At 57.3% G+C, this 18,167-nt stretch carries 17 protein-coding genes and 4 tRNA genes; 17 read left to right on the forward strand and 4 right to left on the reverse strand.

Going from position 1 to position 18,167, the window contains the following annotated elements; genetic code table 11:
* The first annotated feature begins 243 nt into the window (after nucleotides 1–243).
* On the forward strand, nucleotides 244–1,404 hold the full coding sequence (locus tag ACM6IK_RS17400) for an MFS transporter (protein ID WP_414875325.1): 1,161 nt from the start codon (nucleotides 244–246) through the stop codon (nucleotides 1,402–1,404).
* On the opposite strand, the gene nhaR is transcribed toward ACM6IK_RS17400, so the two are convergent.
* Nucleotides 1,391–2,290 (reverse strand): transcriptional activator NhaR, encoded by a 900-nt coding sequence (gene nhaR / locus ACM6IK_RS17405; protein WP_414875326.1) that lies wholly within the window; start codon nucleotides 2,288–2,290, stop codon nucleotides 1,391–1,393. The two genes, ACM6IK_RS17400 and nhaR, sit on opposite strands and share 14 nt — an antisense overlap.
* A gap of 198 nt (nucleotides 2,291–2,488) precedes the next feature.
* Between nhaR and ACM6IK_RS17410 the strand changes: the two genes are divergently transcribed.
* Entirely contained in the window at nucleotides 2,489–2,731 is a 243-nt protein-coding gene (locus ACM6IK_RS17410) for a hypothetical protein (protein WP_414875327.1), read from the forward strand.
* A 29-nt stretch (nucleotides 2,732–2,760) separates the two neighbouring features.
* On the forward strand, nucleotides 2,761–3,510 hold the full coding sequence (locus ACM6IK_RS17415; RefSeq protein WP_414875328.1) for a TerC family protein: 750 nt from the start codon (nucleotides 2,761–2,763) through the stop codon (nucleotides 3,508–3,510).
* Nucleotides 3,511–3,590: 80 nt separating this feature from the next.
* On the opposite strand, the gene ACM6IK_RS17420 is transcribed toward ACM6IK_RS17415, so the two are convergent.
* On the reverse strand, nucleotides 3,591–3,758 hold the full coding sequence (locus ACM6IK_RS17420) for a hypothetical protein (RefSeq protein ID WP_414875329.1): 168 nt from the start codon (nucleotides 3,756–3,758) through the stop codon (nucleotides 3,591–3,593).
* A 179-nt stretch (nucleotides 3,759–3,937) separates the two neighbouring features.
* On the opposite strand from ACM6IK_RS17420, the gene ACM6IK_RS17425 reads away from it, so the two are divergent.
* Both ACM6IK_RS17425 and ACM6IK_RS17430 read left to right on the forward strand, forming a co-directional pair.
* Complete coding sequence (locus tag ACM6IK_RS17425; RefSeq protein WP_414875330.1) at nucleotides 3,938–4,669, forward strand: peptidase C39 family protein; 732 nt, start codon at nucleotides 3,938–3,940, stop codon at nucleotides 4,667–4,669.
* Between the two features lie 95 nt (nucleotides 4,670–4,764).
* Nucleotides 4,765–4,971 carry a DUF6021 family protein gene (locus tag ACM6IK_RS17430; protein WP_108219134.1) on the forward strand — a complete coding sequence of 69 codons (207 nt, stop codon included), beginning with the start codon at nucleotides 4,765–4,767 and terminating at the stop codon, nucleotides 4,969–4,971.
* Between the two features lie 65 nt (nucleotides 4,972–5,036).
* Here the strand turns inward: ACM6IK_RS17430 and pbpG are convergent, their stop codons facing one another.
* A complete protein-coding gene (gene pbpG, locus ACM6IK_RS17435) occupies nucleotides 5,037–5,975 on the reverse strand; it encodes a D-alanyl-D-alanine endopeptidase (protein ID WP_414875331.1) in 939 nt (312 codons plus the stop codon).
* Nucleotides 5,976–6,211: 236 nt separating this feature from the next.
* On the reverse strand, nucleotides 6,212–7,066 hold the full coding sequence (gene folD / locus ACM6IK_RS17440; protein WP_008001570.1) for a bifunctional methylenetetrahydrofolate dehydrogenase/methenyltetrahydrofolate cyclohydrolase FolD: 855 nt from the start codon (nucleotides 7,064–7,066) through the stop codon (nucleotides 6,212–6,214).
* Nucleotides 7,067–7,340: 274 nt separating this feature from the next.
* On the opposite strand from folD, the gene ACM6IK_RS17445 reads away from it, so the two are divergent.
* From ACM6IK_RS17445 to ACM6IK_RS17500, 12 genes are all read left to right on the forward strand, one after another.
* A tRNA-Arg gene (locus ACM6IK_RS17445) sits at nucleotides 7,341–7,417 on the forward strand.
* 32 nt (nucleotides 7,418–7,449) lie between these two features.
* Nucleotides 7,450–7,525: transfer RNA gene (locus tag ACM6IK_RS17450), tRNA-His, on the forward strand.
* Between the two features lie 56 nt (nucleotides 7,526–7,581).
* Nucleotides 7,582–7,666 (forward strand) — tRNA-Leu (locus ACM6IK_RS17455).
* Between the two features lie 77 nt (nucleotides 7,667–7,743).
* Nucleotides 7,744–7,819 (forward strand) — tRNA-His (locus ACM6IK_RS17460).
* A gap of 385 nt (nucleotides 7,820–8,204) precedes the next feature.
* Nucleotides 8,205–9,515, forward strand: coding sequence for a trigger factor (gene tig / locus ACM6IK_RS17465; RefSeq protein WP_108219132.1), 1,311 nt, complete (start codon nucleotides 8,205–8,207; stop codon nucleotides 9,513–9,515).
* Nucleotides 9,516–9,608: 93 nt separating this feature from the next.
* On the forward strand, nucleotides 9,609–10,244 hold the full coding sequence (gene clpP / locus ACM6IK_RS17470; RefSeq protein WP_108219131.1) for an ATP-dependent Clp endopeptidase proteolytic subunit ClpP: 636 nt from the start codon (nucleotides 9,609–9,611) through the stop codon (nucleotides 10,242–10,244).
* 112 nt (nucleotides 10,245–10,356) lie between these two features.
* Entirely contained in the window at nucleotides 10,357–11,640 is a 1,284-nt protein-coding gene (gene clpX, locus ACM6IK_RS17475) for an ATP-dependent Clp protease ATP-binding subunit ClpX (protein WP_007982210.1), read from the forward strand.
* Between the two features lie 253 nt (nucleotides 11,641–11,893).
* Nucleotides 11,894–14,290 carry an endopeptidase La gene (gene lon, locus ACM6IK_RS17480; RefSeq protein ID WP_414875332.1) on the forward strand — a complete coding sequence of 799 codons (2,397 nt, stop codon included), beginning with the start codon at nucleotides 11,894–11,896 and terminating at the stop codon, nucleotides 14,288–14,290.
* A 149-nt stretch (nucleotides 14,291–14,439) separates the two neighbouring features.
* Nucleotides 14,440–14,712, forward strand: coding sequence for an HU family DNA-binding protein (locus tag ACM6IK_RS17485; protein WP_002552737.1), 273 nt, complete (start codon nucleotides 14,440–14,442; stop codon nucleotides 14,710–14,712).
* A gap of 233 nt (nucleotides 14,713–14,945) precedes the next feature.
* The gene (locus ACM6IK_RS17490) at nucleotides 14,946–16,817 is read left to right on the forward strand and encodes a SurA N-terminal domain-containing protein (protein WP_414875333.1); all 1,872 of its coding nucleotides are present in this window, start codon (nucleotides 14,946–14,948) and stop codon (nucleotides 16,815–16,817) included.
* Between the two features lie 203 nt (nucleotides 16,818–17,020).
* A complete protein-coding gene (locus ACM6IK_RS17495) occupies nucleotides 17,021–17,824 on the forward strand; it encodes a DUF2242 domain-containing protein (protein ID WP_414875334.1) in 804 nt (267 codons plus the stop codon).
* A gap of 194 nt (nucleotides 17,825–18,018) precedes the next feature.
* Nucleotides 18,019–18,165, forward strand: coding sequence for a hypothetical protein (locus ACM6IK_RS17500; RefSeq protein WP_177413304.1), 147 nt, complete (start codon nucleotides 18,019–18,021; stop codon nucleotides 18,163–18,165).
* Nucleotides 18,166–18,167 lie beyond the last annotated feature (2 nt).

Consider the following 18,167-nt stretch of genomic DNA (forward strand, 5'->3'; position numbering starts at 1 on the left):
TTTTGCCCCTTAAATGATCGGCATTGATCACAGGGTGTACGTTTTTCAGGGCGCGGACTTTATCACAGCGCAGGCACGATCTTTCAGACCTGTGACGAACTGCCACCCTGGCATTCAACGAGATCGGCAGGTTCGTGCAACCGCGTTCGGAAACACTCTGTTAAGATTCGCCATCCTCATTTTCATGTCTGCCAGTGGGCCTTCGGGCTATCGCTGGTGTCGTCGTTTTTTCTGGAGTTCTGCATGCTGTTGCCCATTCTTCTGTTGTCTGCCGCCGGTTTTACGGTGCTGACCACGGAATTCATCATCGTCGGCCTGTTGCCGGCCATCGCCCGCGACCTGGACGTCAGCATCCCGCAGGCCGGTTTGCTGGTGACTCTGTTCGCCTTCACCGTGGCCGCGTTCGGGCCGTTCCTGACGGCGTACTTCGCCCGCTTCGAACGGCGCAAGCTGTTTATCTCGGTGCTGATCATGTTCGGTCTGGCCAATACGCTCGCGGCACTGGCGCCGAATATCTGGGTCATGGCGTTTGCCCGTTTGATCCCGGCGCTGGGGCTGCCGGTGTTCTGGGCCTTGGCCAGCGAAACGGCGGTGGACATCGTCGGGCCGGATTACGCCGGTCGTGCCATCGCCAAGATCGGTTTCGGCATTGTTTGCGCGACGGTGTTCGGCATTCCGGTGGGCACGCTGATTTCCGATGCGTTCGGTTGGCGCAGTGCCTTTGCGATTCTGGCGGTCATCGCCTTTGCCAAGGCGTTGCTGCTGTTTATCTACTTGCCGAAAACCAACTTGCATCAGCATCAGGTGAGCTTCCTGTCGCAGTTCAAGATCCTGCGCAGCCCGCTGATGCTCGGTCACGTGCTGCTGTCAGTGGTGGTGTTCAGCGGAATGTTCACGGCTTACACCTACCTGGCTGACATCCTCGAACGTCTGGCCGGTTTCAACGGAACGGTGGTCGGCTGGTGCCTGATGGGCTTCGGCGCGGTCGGGCTGATTGGCAACTCCCTGGGCGGCCGGGCGGTGGATCGCCATCCGCTGATGGCGTCGATGATGTTCTGCGCGTTCATGATTGCTGGCCTGGTGGCGCTGGTGCCGAACATCCATTCGCCGCTTGGTCTGGCGGCGGCGATGGGCATCTGGGGCGTGACCCAGGCGGCGTTGTTCCTGGTCAGCCATGTACGCCTGATGAAAGCTGCGCCCGAAGCGCCAGCCTTCGCCGCGTCGCTGAACATCGCCGGGGCCAACCTCGGTATCGGCCTGGGCGCGATGATCGGTGGTCGGGTGATCGACAGCGTTGGCCTGCAGGGCCTTGGCTTCGCCGCGGCGGCTTTTATCCTCGCCTCGATCCTGCTGGCGATAGCGCTGATGACCTTCAAGCCGCGCGAAGTGGTTACAGCGCTGTAAACAGCTCGCGTCGGGCGCCTTCGGTAATGGCGACAATGCCGGGGTGCCTGACCTTGCGCTCCACTGAGATGGCATAGAACGACTCGGTCACCGCGTCGGTCTGGCCGATCACTTCCACGCCATATTGGCGTTGCACTTCATCGGCAATCACGCTCGGGCCGATGAAGATCCCGCTACCGGATTGGCCGAAGGCCTGCATCAGGGCGCTGTCGTCGAACTCGCCGACAATTTGCGGCTGGACCTTTTGCTCGGCGAACCAGCGCTGCAAACGGCTGCGCACCACGGTTTCCGGGCCGGGAATCAGCAGCGGCGCCCCGTGCAGATTGCGCGGGAAGTCCTGACCGTAACGTGCCGCCAGCTCAGGGGTGGCGAAGAAGCTGATCCCGCACTCACCGAGTTTCTGGCTATAGCCCTTGATGTCCAGGTGCGACGGCATCGGGCTGTCGGAAATCACCAGGTCCAGACGCTGGATCGCAAGGTCAGCCAACAAACGTTCAAGCTTGTCTTCGCGGCACGTGATGCGCAGCGGTTCGCTCAATTCCATGGTCGGTGCAATCAGGCGATAGACGATGGATTTGGGCACCACGTCGGCCACGCCGACACGAAACAGAATCTGCTGCTCATTGGGCTGTGCCCGCAACATCAGTTCCAGTTCGCCGCCCAGCTGAAACATTTGCTCGGCGTAGGGCAGGGCCTGGCGTCCGGCCTCGGTCAGTTCGAGTTGCCGCCCAACGCGTCGAAACAACTCGATGCCAAAGGTCTGTTCCAGCAATGAAATCTGCCCGCTGATGGTTTGTGGCGTGAGATTCAGTTGCTCGCAGGCGCGCACGATGCTGCCGGTCTTGGCCACCACCCAGAAGTAATGCAATTGCCGGTAGTTGAGCATTTCTGAGTTCCCTGTAGGAGCTGCCGCAGCCTGCGGCAGCTCCTACATAAAGCGATTGTGGTGGTGAATGTCGGATTCGTAAAAACCGAAGTATACATGGCAAAAATACGAATTTTCCTGAAGTATTCACTTCCCTAGAATGCATCGCTATCAACGGGCCATCGTTCAGGTCCCGTTCGTTCTATCGAGGAAAGCATCATGAAGCTTAATGCCACGGCACTGTTGATAACGTCTTTACTGGTACTGGCCGGTTGCGACCAGGCCGAGAAAAGCGCGCAACAATTGATGGGCAAGGCTGCCGAAAGCGCCAAACAGGCGATTGACGATACCCATAAGGCCGCCGAACAGGCGCTCAGCGATGCCACCGGCAGCTTGAGTGGCAAAAAAGAATCATCGGAAAAAGAATCGGAAAAAACCGAATCTTCCTCCCAGGAAATCTAAACCGTATTACAACGAGTCAGGACTGACCCATGGACTACCTTTTACAACTTGCCGCCAGCCCCACCGCCTGGGTCGCCCTTGCCACCCTGATCGTGATGGAGATCGTGCTCGGCATCGATAACCTGATCTTCATCTCGATCCTGACCAACAAGCTGCCCTTGCACAATCGACAGCGGGCACGGCGCATCGGTATCGGCATGGCGTTGATCCTGCGCCTGGGCCTGCTGAGCACCATCGCGTTCATCGTCCAGTTGACCGCTCCGGTGATCGAGATTCTCGGCCACGCGTTTTCCTGGAAAGACATGATCCTGATTGCCGGTGGCCTGTTCCTGTTGTGGAAGGCGACCACCGAAATCCATCACAGCATGGACCCGGCACCGGAAGATCCCAAGTCGGCGACCTCGACCGTGACCCTGGGCTTCGCTGCCGCGATCGGTCAGATCCTGATGCTGGACATGGTGTTCTCCATCGACAGCATCATTACCGCTGTCGGCATGACCGAGCATTTGCCGATCATGGTCATCGCGGTGGTGGTGTCGGTCCTGGTGATGTTGCTGGCGGCTGATCCACTGGCCAAGTTCATCAACGACAACCCGACGGTGGTGATGCTGGCCCTGGGCTTCCTGATCATGATTGGCATGACACTGATCGCCGAAGGCTTCGGCGCCCACGTACCGAAAGGCTACGTCTATGCGGCCATGGCATTCTCGGCTTCGATCGAGGTGTTGAACATGATGTCCCGCCGGTCCAGGCAGAAACGGGTAGCCACTGAGGCTTGACGCACGCTAAAAGAAACGGCCGCCTGAACTCCGTGGAGTGCAGGCGGCCGTTTTTGTTGATATCGGGTAAAAAGTGTTTGTCAGTGAGCGTTGGCGTGCTGGCTCGGCGTCTCGTTCGCTTCTGGCGCGGGGGCTGACTGGACAGGGTGATGGTGGCGGCGGGTAATGCGCAGCACGCCCCACAGCATGGCGGCGGCTACCGCCAGCCAACCGCTGATCAACATCACTATGATAATGGTCAGGCTCATCTGTGCCTCCTCCTTGCCCTGCTGTGGGCACACGCGCTTCGCTGTCGTCCCTTCAGGGAACAGTCTAGCCGTTGCTGTATTTCAGGCTATTGACCGAAAGTCGGCAGTCACCAACCAGTTCGCTCTATCGAATGCACGCGACTACCGTTTAGAGCTATACCGTAGCGGCGCGGCGACCTATGATCGACGACCAAGCCGGGAATGGGATTGCCTGGCGTCTGAACCTGAACAAGAGAGAGATGATGGTGCGGGTATTTTCTCGAATTTTGTCGGCCGTGCTCATAGCCGGTTGCGTGGCAAGCCTGGCGGGCTGTGCCGGTAGCGTTGCGCCCGAGATCAAGCGTTTGCCGGAGCGTGTCGAGCTCAGCGGCCGATTCTACCGGGGCGATGCGTATCAAAGCGGGCCGCAGGTGCTGGCCAGCATGCTGTCCCAGCAAGGCATCGTGATTACCCCGGGGTTACTCGACAAACCTTTGCATTTGCCGGGGGGCGAAGCCCAGTTGCAACAGAACATGCAGAACCTGGCCCGCGACTACGGGATGGTGGTTTATCCCCTCGACAGCAACCTGCCGGCCTTGTTGACGCAAGTCGCCGCCGGTTATCCGGTGATGGTGCGCTTTACCGAAGGCTCGGCCCTGTGGGCTGAACCGCGTTACGCCATTCTGGCCGGTTACAACCGCCAGAAGCAGACGGTCCTGCTGCGTGCCGGGATGAACCGCCGCGAGCTGATGAGCTTCGGCTCCTTCGAGTCGGCGTTCAAGGACGCCGGTGGTTGGGCCGTGCTGATCCAGAATCCGACGCAAATCCCGGCCCAGGTCGATCAACAGCGCTGGCTCAAGGCCGCCAACGATCTGGCTCAGACCGGTCAGGAGCAGGCCGCCACCAGGGCTAAAAAAGCCTTGGCCCCCTAAGTCCGTTTGTCATCCGCCGGGCACCTTCGCCCGTCGTCAGGCTCTGATTCTTGAGGGCCCGGAGCATTATCCCGGGCCGAGATCAGGAGGTGCCCATGGTTCGATCCACAACGCCCGTCGGTCCGCACTCATCTGAGCATTCATCTGGTAATGAACTGGGTTTCGATCCCGACTCCCCGGACCTTGCCGATCCACAGGTAGACCCGATCGGGCCTGCCAAGGCACCGAGGGACGTGAAACCGGGCGACAACCCCAAGGCTCCGGCCAAACCCTATGATCCGCTGGGTAATCTCAAACCCTAGGCGCAACGACAGGCTGGCGAAAAAAAGCCCCGATCGACCGGGGCTTTTTGTGCGTTGCCATTACGTTACTTCGACGCTTCAACCACGCCGCTCTGCCGCTGCTTGAGGTTCTTGTCTGCCTTGTACTGCAAGGCTACGGAAGGCACGTCCGCGCTCCTACCGCTCTCAACCCAATTACGCATGCGCGTGGCATCGGCAAAATGGGTGTACTTGCCATAGGCGTCAAGGATCACCAAGGCCACCGGGCGGTTACTCATTCGGGTCACCAGCACCAGGCAGTGACCTGCTTCGTTGGTGAAACCGGTTTTTGTCAGCTGGATGTCCCAGTCCGGCTTGCGGACCAAATGATCGGTGTTGCGGAATCCCAGGCTGTAGTTGGGGTTACGGAACGAGACGGTTTTTTCCTTGGTCGTGCTCAGTTCGGTCAGAAGCGGGTACTTGTGCGCGGCGATCAACAGCTTGCTCAGGTCGCGAGCGGTCGACACGTTACGCGGGGAGAGACCGGTCGGCTCGACGAAATGCGTGTTGGTCATGCCCAGTGCCCGGGCCTTTGCGTTCATTGCAGCAATGAACGCGGCATAGCCGCCCGGATAGTGGTGCGCCAGAGTCGCGGCGGCGCGGTTTTCCGAAGACATCAGGGCAATCAGCAGCATTTCCCGGCGCGGCAGTTCGCTCCGGAGCTTGACCCGGGAGAACACGCCTTTCATTTCCGGTGTGTCGCTGATGTTGACGTCGATGTATTCGTCCATGTTCTGCCGAGATTCAACCACGACCAGGCCAGTCATCAACTTGCTGACGGAAGCGATCGGCACCACCACGTCAGGATTGCTGGCATAGATGACTTTGTTGGTCTGCATGTCCAGCAGCAAGGAGCTGCCGGAAGCGAGCTTGAGTGTCTTCGTCTCTCGCGGCGCCGCGGTGGTCTCGTCAGCGCTGGCGATTGGCGTGATGAAAGTCCCTGTAACTGCAAAAAATAGGCTCAGGATGGAAAGACGAATTTTCACGCTGGCAGACTCATAAAGTGTTGATAAGCCGTTTTGTAACGGGCTATTTCGTAAAAAGCGCGACATTCTGGAGTATGGCTGAATAACTGTCGATGGTTGTTCAAGTAACAGGTGAAAGTCCTGAGAAGCATGAAAAAAATGTCATTTTCCGGCGAGCGGTCGAGGTTTTTTCGCAGGCAAAAAGAACCCCGCCGGGGCGGGGTTCTTTGACTCGCTGTCAGTGTCCGCGTTGAAACTCAGCTGTGCAGGGTTTCAGCAGCGTACAGGGTGTTCTCCAGCAGGCAGGCACGAGTCATCGGGCCTACGCCGCCCGGTACCGGAGTGATCCAGCCGGCGCGGGGCAGGGCGGTTTCGTAGATCACGTCACCGACCAGCTTGCCGTCGTCCTGACGGTTGATGCCGACATCGATCACGATCGCGCCTTCCTTGATCCATTCACCCTTGACCAGGCCCGGCTTGCCGGCGGCCACGACGACCAGGTCCGCACGACCGACATGGCCGGCCAGGTCCTTGGTAAAACGGTGGGTGACCGTCACGGTGCAACCAGCCAGCAGCAGTTCCATGGCCATCGGGCGACCAACGATATTGGACGCACCGACGACCACGGCATTCATCCCGTAGAGATCGACCCCGGTGCTTTCCAGCAGGGTCATGATGCCTTTGGGCGTGCAGGGGCGCAGCAGCGGGATACGTTGGGCCAGGCGACCGACGTTATAAGGATGGAACCCGTCGACGTCTTTATCCGGACGAATGCGCTCCAGCAATCTGGAGGCGTCCAGGTGTTCTGGAAGCGGAAGCTGAAGCAGAACGCCGTCGATTGCAGGATCGTCGTTCAGGCGATCGATCAGTTCGGTCAGCGCTTCTTGAGTGGTTTCGGAAGGCAGGTCATAAGCTTGGGATAGAAAGCCGACCTCTTCACAGTCTTTACGCTTGTGCGAGACATAAACCTGAGAGGCAGGATCGCTGCCGACCAGGATCACCGCAAGCCCGGGCGTGCGCAGGCCTTGCTGGCGACGCTCGGTGACACGTTGGGCGATCTGCTGGCGCAGGCTGGCGGCGATCGATTTGCCGTCGATAAGTTGTGCAGTCATTGCGCGTGATTAACCATCGAGAGGGGAAAAAAAGAGAACGCATTCTCGCATGTCATGCGGTGAGGGCAAAGGCGCTTGGTCAGCAAATTCCCCTAACCCCTTTAATTAAATGAATTTTTTTTAAAAAGGATTTGACGACCTTCGGGGGGCTCTATACTATTCGTCGCACTTGTCGGGCACAGCCTAGCACTGGTTAAGAAGGTTGAGCGGGATTTTGGTTCTGTGAGACTGGAAAGCACTTAGTTTGTAGTCCTCCAAGGGTACAGCTAACAAGGCGCCCGTAGCTCAGCTGGATAGAGCATCCGCCTTCTAAGCGGATGGTCGCAGGTTCGAGTCCTGCCGGGTGCGCCATTAGGCAGCTTTGGCACAAGTAACGCGATATGGTGGGCGTAGCTCAGTTGGTAGAGCACGGGATTGTGACTCCCGTTGTCGTGGGTTCGATCCCCATCGTCCACCCCATATTTCGAAAGGCGCCAGATTAACAGTCTGGCGCCTTTGCTTTAAAAGCTTCACCTGCGGATGTGGTGGAATTGGTAGACACACTGGATTTAGGTTCCAGCGCCGCGAGGCGTAAGAGTTCGAGTCTCTTCATCCGCACCAATTAAAGCTTCACTCAGGCTGTTGGCCTGGCTGGAGCTTGATAAAGAAGTTGTTTGGCTTCTTTAACAGGCAATATGGTGGGCGTAGCTCAGTTGGTAGAGCACGGGATTGTGACTCCCGTTGTCGTGGGTTCGATCCCCATCGTCCACCCCATATTTCGAAAGGCGCCAGATTGAAAAGTCTGGCGCCTTTTTTGTTTCAGTGGCCGCAGGTTCCGGGCTGCAGGGGCAGGGCGTTTCGTCGTATTTATGTTTCTCGATGATGCTGCCCTGTCCGCCGGCCTTGCTTGCGAGATCGGCTGTCAGGGGAATGATTGGCGACCTTCCTATATATGGAGGGGTTGGCGCAGAGCCCTGGCGTGATTGGTTGTATTTGCCATCGGGGCGAGGTGCATTCGTGCATTCGCACCTATAAATTGCCTGCTGTGTTTTTACCCGTTTTCAGTAGGGTGACTTCTTGAGTTTGACCCACTAGAATGCATGCCCTTGATTCTGGGGTCGGAAACGGCCGGCTAACGTCTGTGCAACGAGGAATATCCATGCAAGTTTCTGTTGAAAATACTACTGCTCTTGAGCGCCGCATGAGCGTCACCGTGCCGGCTGAGCGCATCGAGAGCCAGGTCAACAAGCGTCTGCAGCAGACTGCCCAAAAGGCCAAGATTGCTGGCTTCCGTCCAGGCAAAGTGCCAATGAGCGAAATCAAGCGCCGTTTCGGTGCCGACGCTCGCCAGGAAGCTGTAGGCGACGTGATCCAGTCTTCCTTCTACGAAGCTGTGGTTGAGCAGAAGCTGAACCCGGCTGGTCAGCCTTCGATCGAGCCTAAGTCCCTGGAAGCGGGCAAGGACCTGGAATACGTTGCCGTATTCGAAGTGTTCCCTGAGTTCACCGTTGCCGGTTTCGAAGGTATCACCGTCGAGCGCCTGAGCGCTGACGTGGCTGATGCCGATCTGGACAAAATGCTGGAAATCCTGCGCAAGCAGAACACCCGTTTCGAAGTGGCCGATCGCGCTGCCCAGAACGAAGACCAGCTGAACATCGATTTCGTTGGCAAGGTCGACGGCGAAGTGTTCGCTGGCGGTTCCGCCAAGGGTACTCAGCTGGTACTGGGTTCCGGCCGCATGATCCCTGGTTTCGAAGATGGCCTGGTGGGTGCGAAAGCCGGTGAAGAGCGCGTTCTGAATCTGACTTTCCCAGAGGACTATCAGAACCTGGACCTGGCTGGCAAAACTGCCGAGTTCACCGTGACCGTCAACACCATTTCCGAGCCAAAGCTGCCAGAACTGACCGAAGAATTCTTCGCTCAATTCGGCATCAAGGAAACCGGTCTGGATGGCTTCCGTGCCGAAGTTCGCAAGAACATGGAGCGCGAGCTGCGTCAGGCGATCAAATCCAAGGTCAAGAATCAGGTAATGGACGGTCTGCTGGCCACCAACCCGATCGAAGTGCCAAAGGCTCTGCTGTCCAACGAAGTTGACCGTCTGCGCGTGCAGGCTGTCCAGCAGTTCGGCGGCAACATCAAGCCTGACCAACTGCCGGCCGAGCTGTTCGAAGAGCAAGCCAAGCGCCGCGTAGTGCTGGGCCTGATCGTGGCTGAAGTGGTCAAGCAATTCGACCTCAAGCCTGACGAAACCCGCGTTCGCGAGATGATTCAGGAAATGGCTTCGGCTTATCAAGAGCCTGAGCAAGTTGTGTCCTGGTACTACAAGAACGACCAGCAACTGAACGAAGTTCGTTCGGTTGTGCTGGAAGAGCAAGTTGTGGATACTGTTCTGCAGAAAGCTAGCGTGACCGACAAATCGGTCTCTTACGAAGAAGCGGTCAAGCCGGTAGAAGCTCCACAAGCCGACTGATTGTTTTTGCGGTAAGAAGCAAACACCATAAGCCAGCCTTCGAGCTGGCTTATGCGTATTCAAGACATAACTATTTGGGAGTGACTGCAGAGCATGTTCCGTAATTCGTATATTCAGCAGAACTCTGATATCCAGGCCGCAGGCGGCCTGGTCCCGATGGTTGTCGAGCAGTCCGCTCGTGGCGAGCGCGCCTACGACATCTACTCGCGTCTGCTCAAGGAGCGAGTGATCTTTCTGGTTGGTCCGGTAGAGGACTACATGGCCAACCTGATCTGTGCGCAATTGCTGTTCCTTGAAGCGGAGAACCCGGACAAGGACATCCATCTCTACATCAACTCTCCGGGCGGTTCGGTGACGGCAGGCATGTCGATCTACGACACCATGCAGTTCATCAAGCCCAACGTGGCGACCACCTGTATCGGTCAGGCGTGCAGCATGGGCGCGTTTCTGCTGACGGCCGGTGCCGCTGGCAAGCGTTACTGCCTGCCGAACTCGCGAGTGATGATTCACCAGCCACTGGGCGGTTTCCAGGGGCAGGCGTCGGATATCGAAATCCATGCCAAGGAAATCCTCTTTATCCGTGAGCGTCTCAACACGCTGATGGCCCTGCATAGTGGGCGCACGCTTGAAGAAATCGAGCGCGATACCAACCGCGACAATTTCATGAGTGCAGAAGCCGCGCGTGAGTATGGGTTGATCGATGAAGTGATCACCCAGCGCCCTGCCTGAAATAAGCAGCTCAAAATAGGGTTGGTCGGCAGGTCCGATCACCAGCGGGCTTGAAAAAGCCCGCAATAGCCTTCATCTTGTGTTGCAAGCCTATCGGATTTGGATCGAACGAATGACTGACACCCGCAACGGCGAGGACAACGGCAAGCTGCTCTATTGCTCCTTCTGTGGCAAAAGCCAGCATGAAGTACGCAAATTGATTGCCGGCCCCTCGGTCTTTATCTGCGACGAGTGCGTCGACCTGTGCAATGACATCATCCGCGAGGAGGTGCAGGAGGCACAGGCCGAAAGCAGTGCGCATAAATTGCCTTCGCCTAAAGAAATCAGCGGCATCCTTGATCAGTATGTGATTGGTCAGGAGCGTGCGAAAAAGGTTCTGGCCGTAGCGGTGTACAACCACTACAAGCGCCTGAATCAGCGTGACAAAAAGAATGACGACGTCGAACTCGGCAAGAGCAACATCCTGCTGATCGGCCCGACAGGCTCGGGTAAAACCCTGCTTGCCGAAACACTGGCCCGCTTGCTGAACGTTCCGTTCACCATCGCTGATGCAACCACCCTCACCGAGGCGGGTTACGTGGGTGAAGATGTCGAGAACATCATTCAGAAGCTGCTGCAGAAATGCGATTACGACGTGGAAAAAGCCCAGATGGGCATTGTCTACATCGATGAAATCGACAAGATTTCGCGCAAGTCTGACAACCCGTCGATCACCCGGGACGTATCCGGTGAAGGCGTGCAGCAGGCCCTGCTCAAGTTGATCGAAGGCACGGTCGCTTCCGTTCCGCCTCAAGGTGGTCGCAAGCATCCGCAGCAGGAATTCCTTCAGGTCGACACCCGTAACATTCTGTTCATCTGCGGTGGTGCGTTCTCTGGTCTGGAAAAGGTTATTCAAAACCGTTCCACCAAGGGCGGCATCGGCTTCAATGCAGAAGTGCGCAGCAAGGAAGAAGGCAAGAAAGTCGGTGAGTCCCTGCGTGAAGTCGAGCCTGACGATCTGGTCAAGTTCGGTCTGATCCCGGAATTCGTCGGTCGTCTGCCGGTACTTGCCACGCTGGACGAGCTTGACGAGGCTGCATTGATGCAGATCCTCACCGAGCCGAAAAATGCTCTGACCAAGCAGTATGCCAAGTTGTTCGAGATGGAAGGCGTTGATCTGGAATTCCGTTCCGACGCACTGAAATCGGTCGCCAAGCGTGCCCTGGAGCGTAAAACCGGTGCCCGTGGCCTGCGTTCGATTCTCGAAGGTGTATTGCTCGACACTATGTATGAAATCCCCTCGCAATCGGAGGTGAGTAAAGTAGTGATCGATGAAAGCGTGATAGAAGGCAAGTCCAAGCCACTGTATATCTACGAAAACAGTGAGCCGACCGCCAAGGCCGCGCCGGACGCTTAAGCGTCACGCAGCTTGAATAAAGAAGGGGCCTTCGGGCCCCTTTGCTATTCCTGCAGGAGCTGGCTTGTCGGATCGCCGCACCGCAGCGAAGGCGGTCTTTGAAGGCGTATCCGGCCATCGCGGCAGCTTTCGTAAGCTGCAATCGTTCAAGTGGTTCTTTTATCCGCTTGTTTTTTTCCAAGGCAGCCCCCATCTTGGTTTCAAGCTTACTTCCATCTGTTTACGGCCTTACGGCCGCCGTAGAGGCGAAATCATGAAGACGACCATCGAATTGCCTCTCCTGCCATTGCGTGATGTCGTGGTTTATCCGCACATGGTTATCCCGCTGTTCGTGGGGCGCGAGAAATCCATCGAAGCCCTCGAGGCTGCGATGACGGGTGACAAGCAGATTCTTCTGCTGGCCCAGAGAAACCCGGCTGACGACGATCCCGGTGAAGATGCCCTGTATCGCGTAGGTACAATTGCCACCGTTCTGCAGCTGCTGAAGTTGCCTGACGGTACGGTCAAGGTTCTGGTCGAGGGTGAGCAGCGGGGCGCCATTGAGCGCTTCAGCGAAGTGGACGGCCACTGCCGTGCCGAAGTCTCCCTGATCGACGAAGTCAACGCGCCAGAGCGTGAGTCGGAAGTATTCGTACGCAGTCTGCTATCCCAGTTCGAGCAATATGTGCAGTTGGGCAAGAAAGTCCCGGCCGAAGTCCTGTCATCGCTCAACAGCATCGATGAGCCAGGCCGCCTGGTGGATACCATGGCCGCGCACATGGCCCTGAAGATCGAACAGAAGCAGGAAATCCTCGAAATCATCGATTTGTCGGCCCGGGTCGAGCACGTTCTGGCATTGCTGGATGCCGAGATCGATCTGCTGCAAGTCGAAAAGCGCATTCGTGGTCGCGTCAAAAAGCAAATGGAGCGCAGTCAGCGCGAGTACTACCTGAATGAGCAGATGAAGGCCATTCAGAAAGAGCTCGGCGACAGCGATGAAGGTCACAACGAAGTCGAAGAGCTGAAAAAGCGTATCGATGCCGCCGGCCTGCCAAAAGACGCGCTGGCCAAGGCCACGGCCGAACTGAACAAGCTCAAGCAAATGTCGCCAATGTCCGCGGAAGCGACTGTAGTGCGTTCGTACATCGACTGGCTGGTTCAGGTGCCGTGGAAGGCCCAGAGCAAAGTGCGCCTGGATCTGGCGCGTGCAGAAGACATTCTGGATGCCGACCACTATGGCCTGGAAGAAGTCAAAGAGCGCATCCTCGAATATCTCGCCGTGCAAAAACGCGTGAAGAAAATTCGTGGTCCGGTGTTGTGCCTGGTCGGTCCTCCCGGGGTGGGTAAAACGTCCCTGGCGGAGTCGATCGCTCACGCCACCAACCGCAAATTCGTGCGCATGGCCCTCGGTGGCGTGCGTGATGAGGCGGAAATTCGTGGTCATCGCCGTACTTACATCGGTTCGATGCCAGGAAGATTGATTCAAAAGATGACAAAAGTGGGTGTTCGCAATCCACTGTTCCTGCTCGATGAAATCGACAAAATGGGCAGTGACATGCGTGGCGATCCGGCATCGGCGTTGCTGGAAGTGCTCGACCCCGAGCAGAACCACAACTTCAACGATCACTATCTGGAAGTCGATTACGACCTGTCCGATGTGATGTTCCTGTGCACCTCGAACTCGATGAATATCCCGCCGGCGCTGCTGGACCGGATGGAAGTGATCCGTCTGCCGGGCTACACCGAAGACGAGAAGATCAACATCGCCGTCAAATATCTTTCGCCAAAGCAGATCACTGCCAACGGCTTGAAGAAAGGCGAGCTGGAGTTTGACGCAGAAGCGATCCGCGACATCATCCGCTACTACACCCGTGAAGCCGGTGTGCGTGGGCTTGAGCGCCAGATTGCCAAGGTTTGCCGCAAGGCCGTCAAGGAGCATGCGCTGGAAAAACGTTTCTCGGTGAAGGTTGCCGCAGACATGCTGGAGCACTTCCTGGGCGTGCGCAAATTCCGCTACGGCCTGGCCGAGCAGCAGGATCAGATCGGTCAGGTGACCGGGCTGGCGTGGACTCAGGTAGGTGGCGAATTGCTGACTATCGAAGCCGCTGTCGTGCCGGGCAAGGGCCAGTTGATCAAGACCGGTTCCCTGGGTGATGTGATGGTCGAGTCGATCACCGCGGCCTTGACCGTTGTGCGCAGCCGGGCGAAGAGCCTGGGCATTCCCCTGGACTTCCATGAGAAGCGCGACACGCACATCCATATGCCAGAAGGGGCGACCCCGAAAGACGGTCCTAGCGCCGGTGTGGGCATGTGCACGGCCCTGGTTTCGGCATTGACCGGCATTCCGGTACGCGCGGATGTTGCCATGACCGGCGAAATCACGTTGCGTGGCCAGGTGCTGGCCATTGGCGGCTTGAAAGAAAAACTGCTGGCTGCCCATCGTGGCGGAATCAAGACGGTGATCATTCCTGAAGAGAATGTGCGCGATCTCAAAGAGATTCCGGACAATATCAAGCAGGATCTACAGATTAAACCGGTTAAATGGATTGACGAGGTCCTGCAAATTGCGTTGCAATACGCGCCGGAGCCCTTGCCGGACGTGGCTCCGGAGATAGTCGCGAAGGATGAGAAACGCGACGCAGATTCTAAGGAAAGAATTAGCACGCATTAGTACGTATTTGCCTGGGGGGCTTTCTTGACAGCTTTTTAGAGCCCTTGTTATAAAGCGGCTCTTAAGTGTCTGTAGGCCATTCAGCACTCGTTTTTGCTTTCACCAAAAAAACTTAGAATCATACTCAAATAGATATAAGGGGACTTAGAGTGAACAAGTCGGAACTGATTGATGCTATCGCTGCATCCGCTGATATCCCGAAAGCTGCTGCTGGCCGTGCGCTGGACGCTGTAATCGAATCCGTCACTGGCGCTCTCAAGGCTGGCGACTCTGTTGTTCTGGTTGGTTTCGGCACTTTCTCCGTAACTGATCGTCCAGCTCGCATTGGTCGTAACCCACAGACCGGTAAGACGCTGGAAATCGCGGCAGCCAAAAAACCAGGTTTCAAAGCCGGTAAAGCACTGAAAGAAGCTGTCAACTAAGTTCGATTCAGGTTTTTACCCATCCGGGTCGGGGTCATGCCTGACTTGGCAGCGGAGCGGTAGTCCTGACTGCAGGTCGCCGGTTCAAGACACCGAGGGTCGCCAGTTCGAGCCCTCGATCCGCTCCGCCAGTTACGAGAAGGCGCATCCTCGGATGCGCCTTTCTTCTATCCGGACTCTACCCACGCTCCACGGTTGCCTAATTTTGAAGTTCAACCGTTTCTGGGGGACGCATGCTGCAGAATATCAGGGACAATTCACAAGGCTGGATTGCCAAGACTATTATCGGGGTCATCGTTGTTCTGATGGCCTTGACCGGTTTCGACGCCATTTTCAAGGCCACGTCGCACAGTAATGATGCGGCCAAGGTCAATGGCGATGAAATCAGCCAGAACGAGCTGAGCCAGGCGGTCGATATGCAACGCCGCCAGCTCATGCAACAGCTGGGCAAGGATTTCGATGCATCCTTGCTGGATGAAAAAATGTTGCGCGAATCGGCGCTCAAGGGCCTGATCGACCGCAAACTGCTGCTGCAAGGCGCAGAAAACTCGAAATTCGCTTTCTCCGAAGCGGCGCTTGATCAGGTCATCCTGCAAACGCCAGAGTTTCAGGTGGATGGCAAATTCAGCTCCGAGCGTTTCGACCAGGTGATTCGCCAGCTCGGCTATAGCCGCATGCAATTCCGCCAGATGCTGGCCCAGGAAATGCTGATTGGTCAGCTGCGTGCCGGTCTGGCCGGTAGCGGTTTCGTGACCGATGCACAGGTACTGGCGTTTGCCCGTCTGGAAAAACAGACACGCGATTTCGCATCCCTGAACATCAAGGCCGACCCGGCGGCTGTGAAGCTGACCGACGATGAGGTCAAGGCCTATTACGACGAACACGCCAAGGAATTCATGACGCCGGATCAGGTGGTCATCGATTACCTCGAGCTGAAGAAAGCTTCCTTCTTCGATCAAGTCAGCGTCAACGACCAAGACCTGCAAGCGGCCTATCAGAAAGAAATCGCGAACCTGTCCGAGCAACGTCGGGCTGCGCACATTCTGATTGAAGTGAACGACAAGACCACCGAGGCGCAAGCCAAGGCGAAGATCGAAGAGATCCAGGCCCGTCTGGCCAAGGGTGAGAAGTTCGAGGCGCTGGCCAAGGAGTTCTCCCAGGATCCGGGGTCGGCGAACAACGGCGGTGACCTGGGTTATGCCGGTCCTGGCGTCTACGACCCGGCGTTCGAAAAAGCCCTGTATTCGTTGGCTCAGGACCAGGTCTCTGGTCCGGTTCGCACCGACTTCGGTTTCCACCTGATCAAGCTGTTGGGCGTGGAAGCTCCAGAAGTGCCAACGTTCGCCAGCCTGAAAGACAAGCTGACCCATGCTCTGAAGACCCAGCAGGTCGAGCAGCGTTTCGTCGAAGCGAGCAAGCAACTGGAAGACGCCTCGTTCGAGGCGTCCGATCTGGCTCAGCCAGCGCAGGACCTGAAACTGACCGTGCAGACGTCCAAGCCATTCGGTCGTGAAGGCGGTGAGGGTATTGCGGCCAACCGTGCCGTGATCACTGCTGCGTTCAGCCCGGAAGTCCTGGATGAGGGGGCGAACAGCGCCGCCATTGAGCTCGATCCGGAGACCGTGGTCGTGTTGCGTGCCAAGGAGCACCTGAAACCTTCGCAATTGCCACTGGAAAGCGTTTCTGCCGCGATCCGTGTGCAATTGGCCAAGGAGCACGCCAGCGCCGATGCCAAGACCAGGGCTGAAGCCCTGATTACCAGCCTGCGCGATGGCAAGACCCCGCTGGATCAGGCGATCGATGGTCAGGCCTGGAAAGTCACCAAAGCGGCGACCCGCGCTCAGGAAGGGGTTGATCCTGCGGTGCTGCAAGCGCTGTTCCGCATGGCCAAGCCTGCGGCCAAGGACAAGCCGACCTTCACCAGCGTGACGCTGGCGGATGGTAGCCTGATGATCCTGCGTCTCAATGGCGTAAACGAAGCAGCGGCGCCGACCGAAGAAGAGAAAGCACAGTATCGTCGCTACCTCGCTTCCCGCATCGGCCAGCAAGACTTTGCGGCTTATCGCAAGCAGCTGGAAAGCCAGGCGGACATCAAGCGTTACTGATGCCTGACCAGGTTTAGCGCTGCACAGGAGACCCCGGCCGAAAGGCCGGGGTCTTTTTATTTGGCCGTACGTCATTTGCCGTGGTGACTTTTCCGTAAAACCGGGGTCAATCAGCCTGTAATCGTTTTAAGACACGATCGATGCTCCGCTAAGCATCGATCTGTTGCACAATATGCCCCGAACCGTTTTTCTCAGGATGTTCAATGTTTAAATCACTTCCCATGCGGGTTGTCGGGCTGGCAGCCATGCTTGCCGCTGCGGCCGGTTGTTCATCGAACAAGGCCGCCATCTACGAGCATGAGAACTTCGACGACTCCGGAACCTTTTCCCGCAACTATCCGGTGACCGATACCCAGAGCTGTGAAGCCGCCCGTCGTGCCTTGCTCAGCCAGGGTTACATCATCACCAGCAACGATTCGAAGCTGGTCAGCGGTCACAAGAGCTTCCAGCAGACCGGCGAGAACCACATGGAGATCAGCTTCAGTGTGGTCTGTACCGATGACGGCAGCGAAGGGCACCACGCGACCGTATTCGCCAACGCCCTGCAGGATCGTTATGCACTGAAGAAGACCAACAACTCCGCCAGTCTCGGTGTGGGTGTGCTGGGCTCGGTGTCGATGCCCATCGGCTCCTCCGATGACTCGATGGTCAAGGTTGCCAGCGAAACCGTATCGTCTGCCAAGTTCTACGAGCGTTTCTTTGCACTGGTCGAGCTGTTCCTGCCGCCAGAAGCGAAAAAGGCTGCGCACATCACCGAAAAGCCGAAAACCGATCTGGGCATGCCTGAAGCCAAGGCAGCGCCGGCACCGCTGGCACCTGCACCGGCACCTGCTGCGGAGCCTGCGGCCTCCGAGCCGGTTACCCCGCCTCCTGAGGCGCCGCCGATCACGCCGACCGAGAGTGTAGTGCCGGCACCGTCCCCGGAAATCGTCACGCCACCGTCGAACCCGAGTGGCTTGCCGCCACCGAGCGAACCCATTCCGGCGATGCCTGTCTCCGGCCAGTGAGGGTGACACCACAGGGTCGGATCAAATGCCCCGACCCTGTGACCAGCCAGAAGATTGACCCGCATCAAGCAAGACCGCTGTTCTGCGGTCTCCCGTGAAAAAAACCAGTGATAAATTCCTGACCAGCTGCTACGTTTTATTCAGTAGCGACAGAGTGTCGTGTCTGCGTCATTTTTCCTTCACGCGGGCACTTTATGCTCAAGGAATGGGTCATTTATTCAGGCGTTTTTCACTACGGGTTGGGGGATTCAAAAATGGACGATTATCAGGAAGAGCTGCTCGAGTACCAGGCTTTCGAACTGGACCCACTGGAGCCGGCGGAAGACGCTACCGAGTTGTAGGC

It is taken from the genome of Pseudomonas sp. IT-196MI5, assembly GCF_949767415.1.
In the GTDB taxonomy this organism is placed as follows: Bacteria; Pseudomonadota; Gammaproteobacteria; order Pseudomonadales; family Pseudomonadaceae; genus Aquipseudomonas.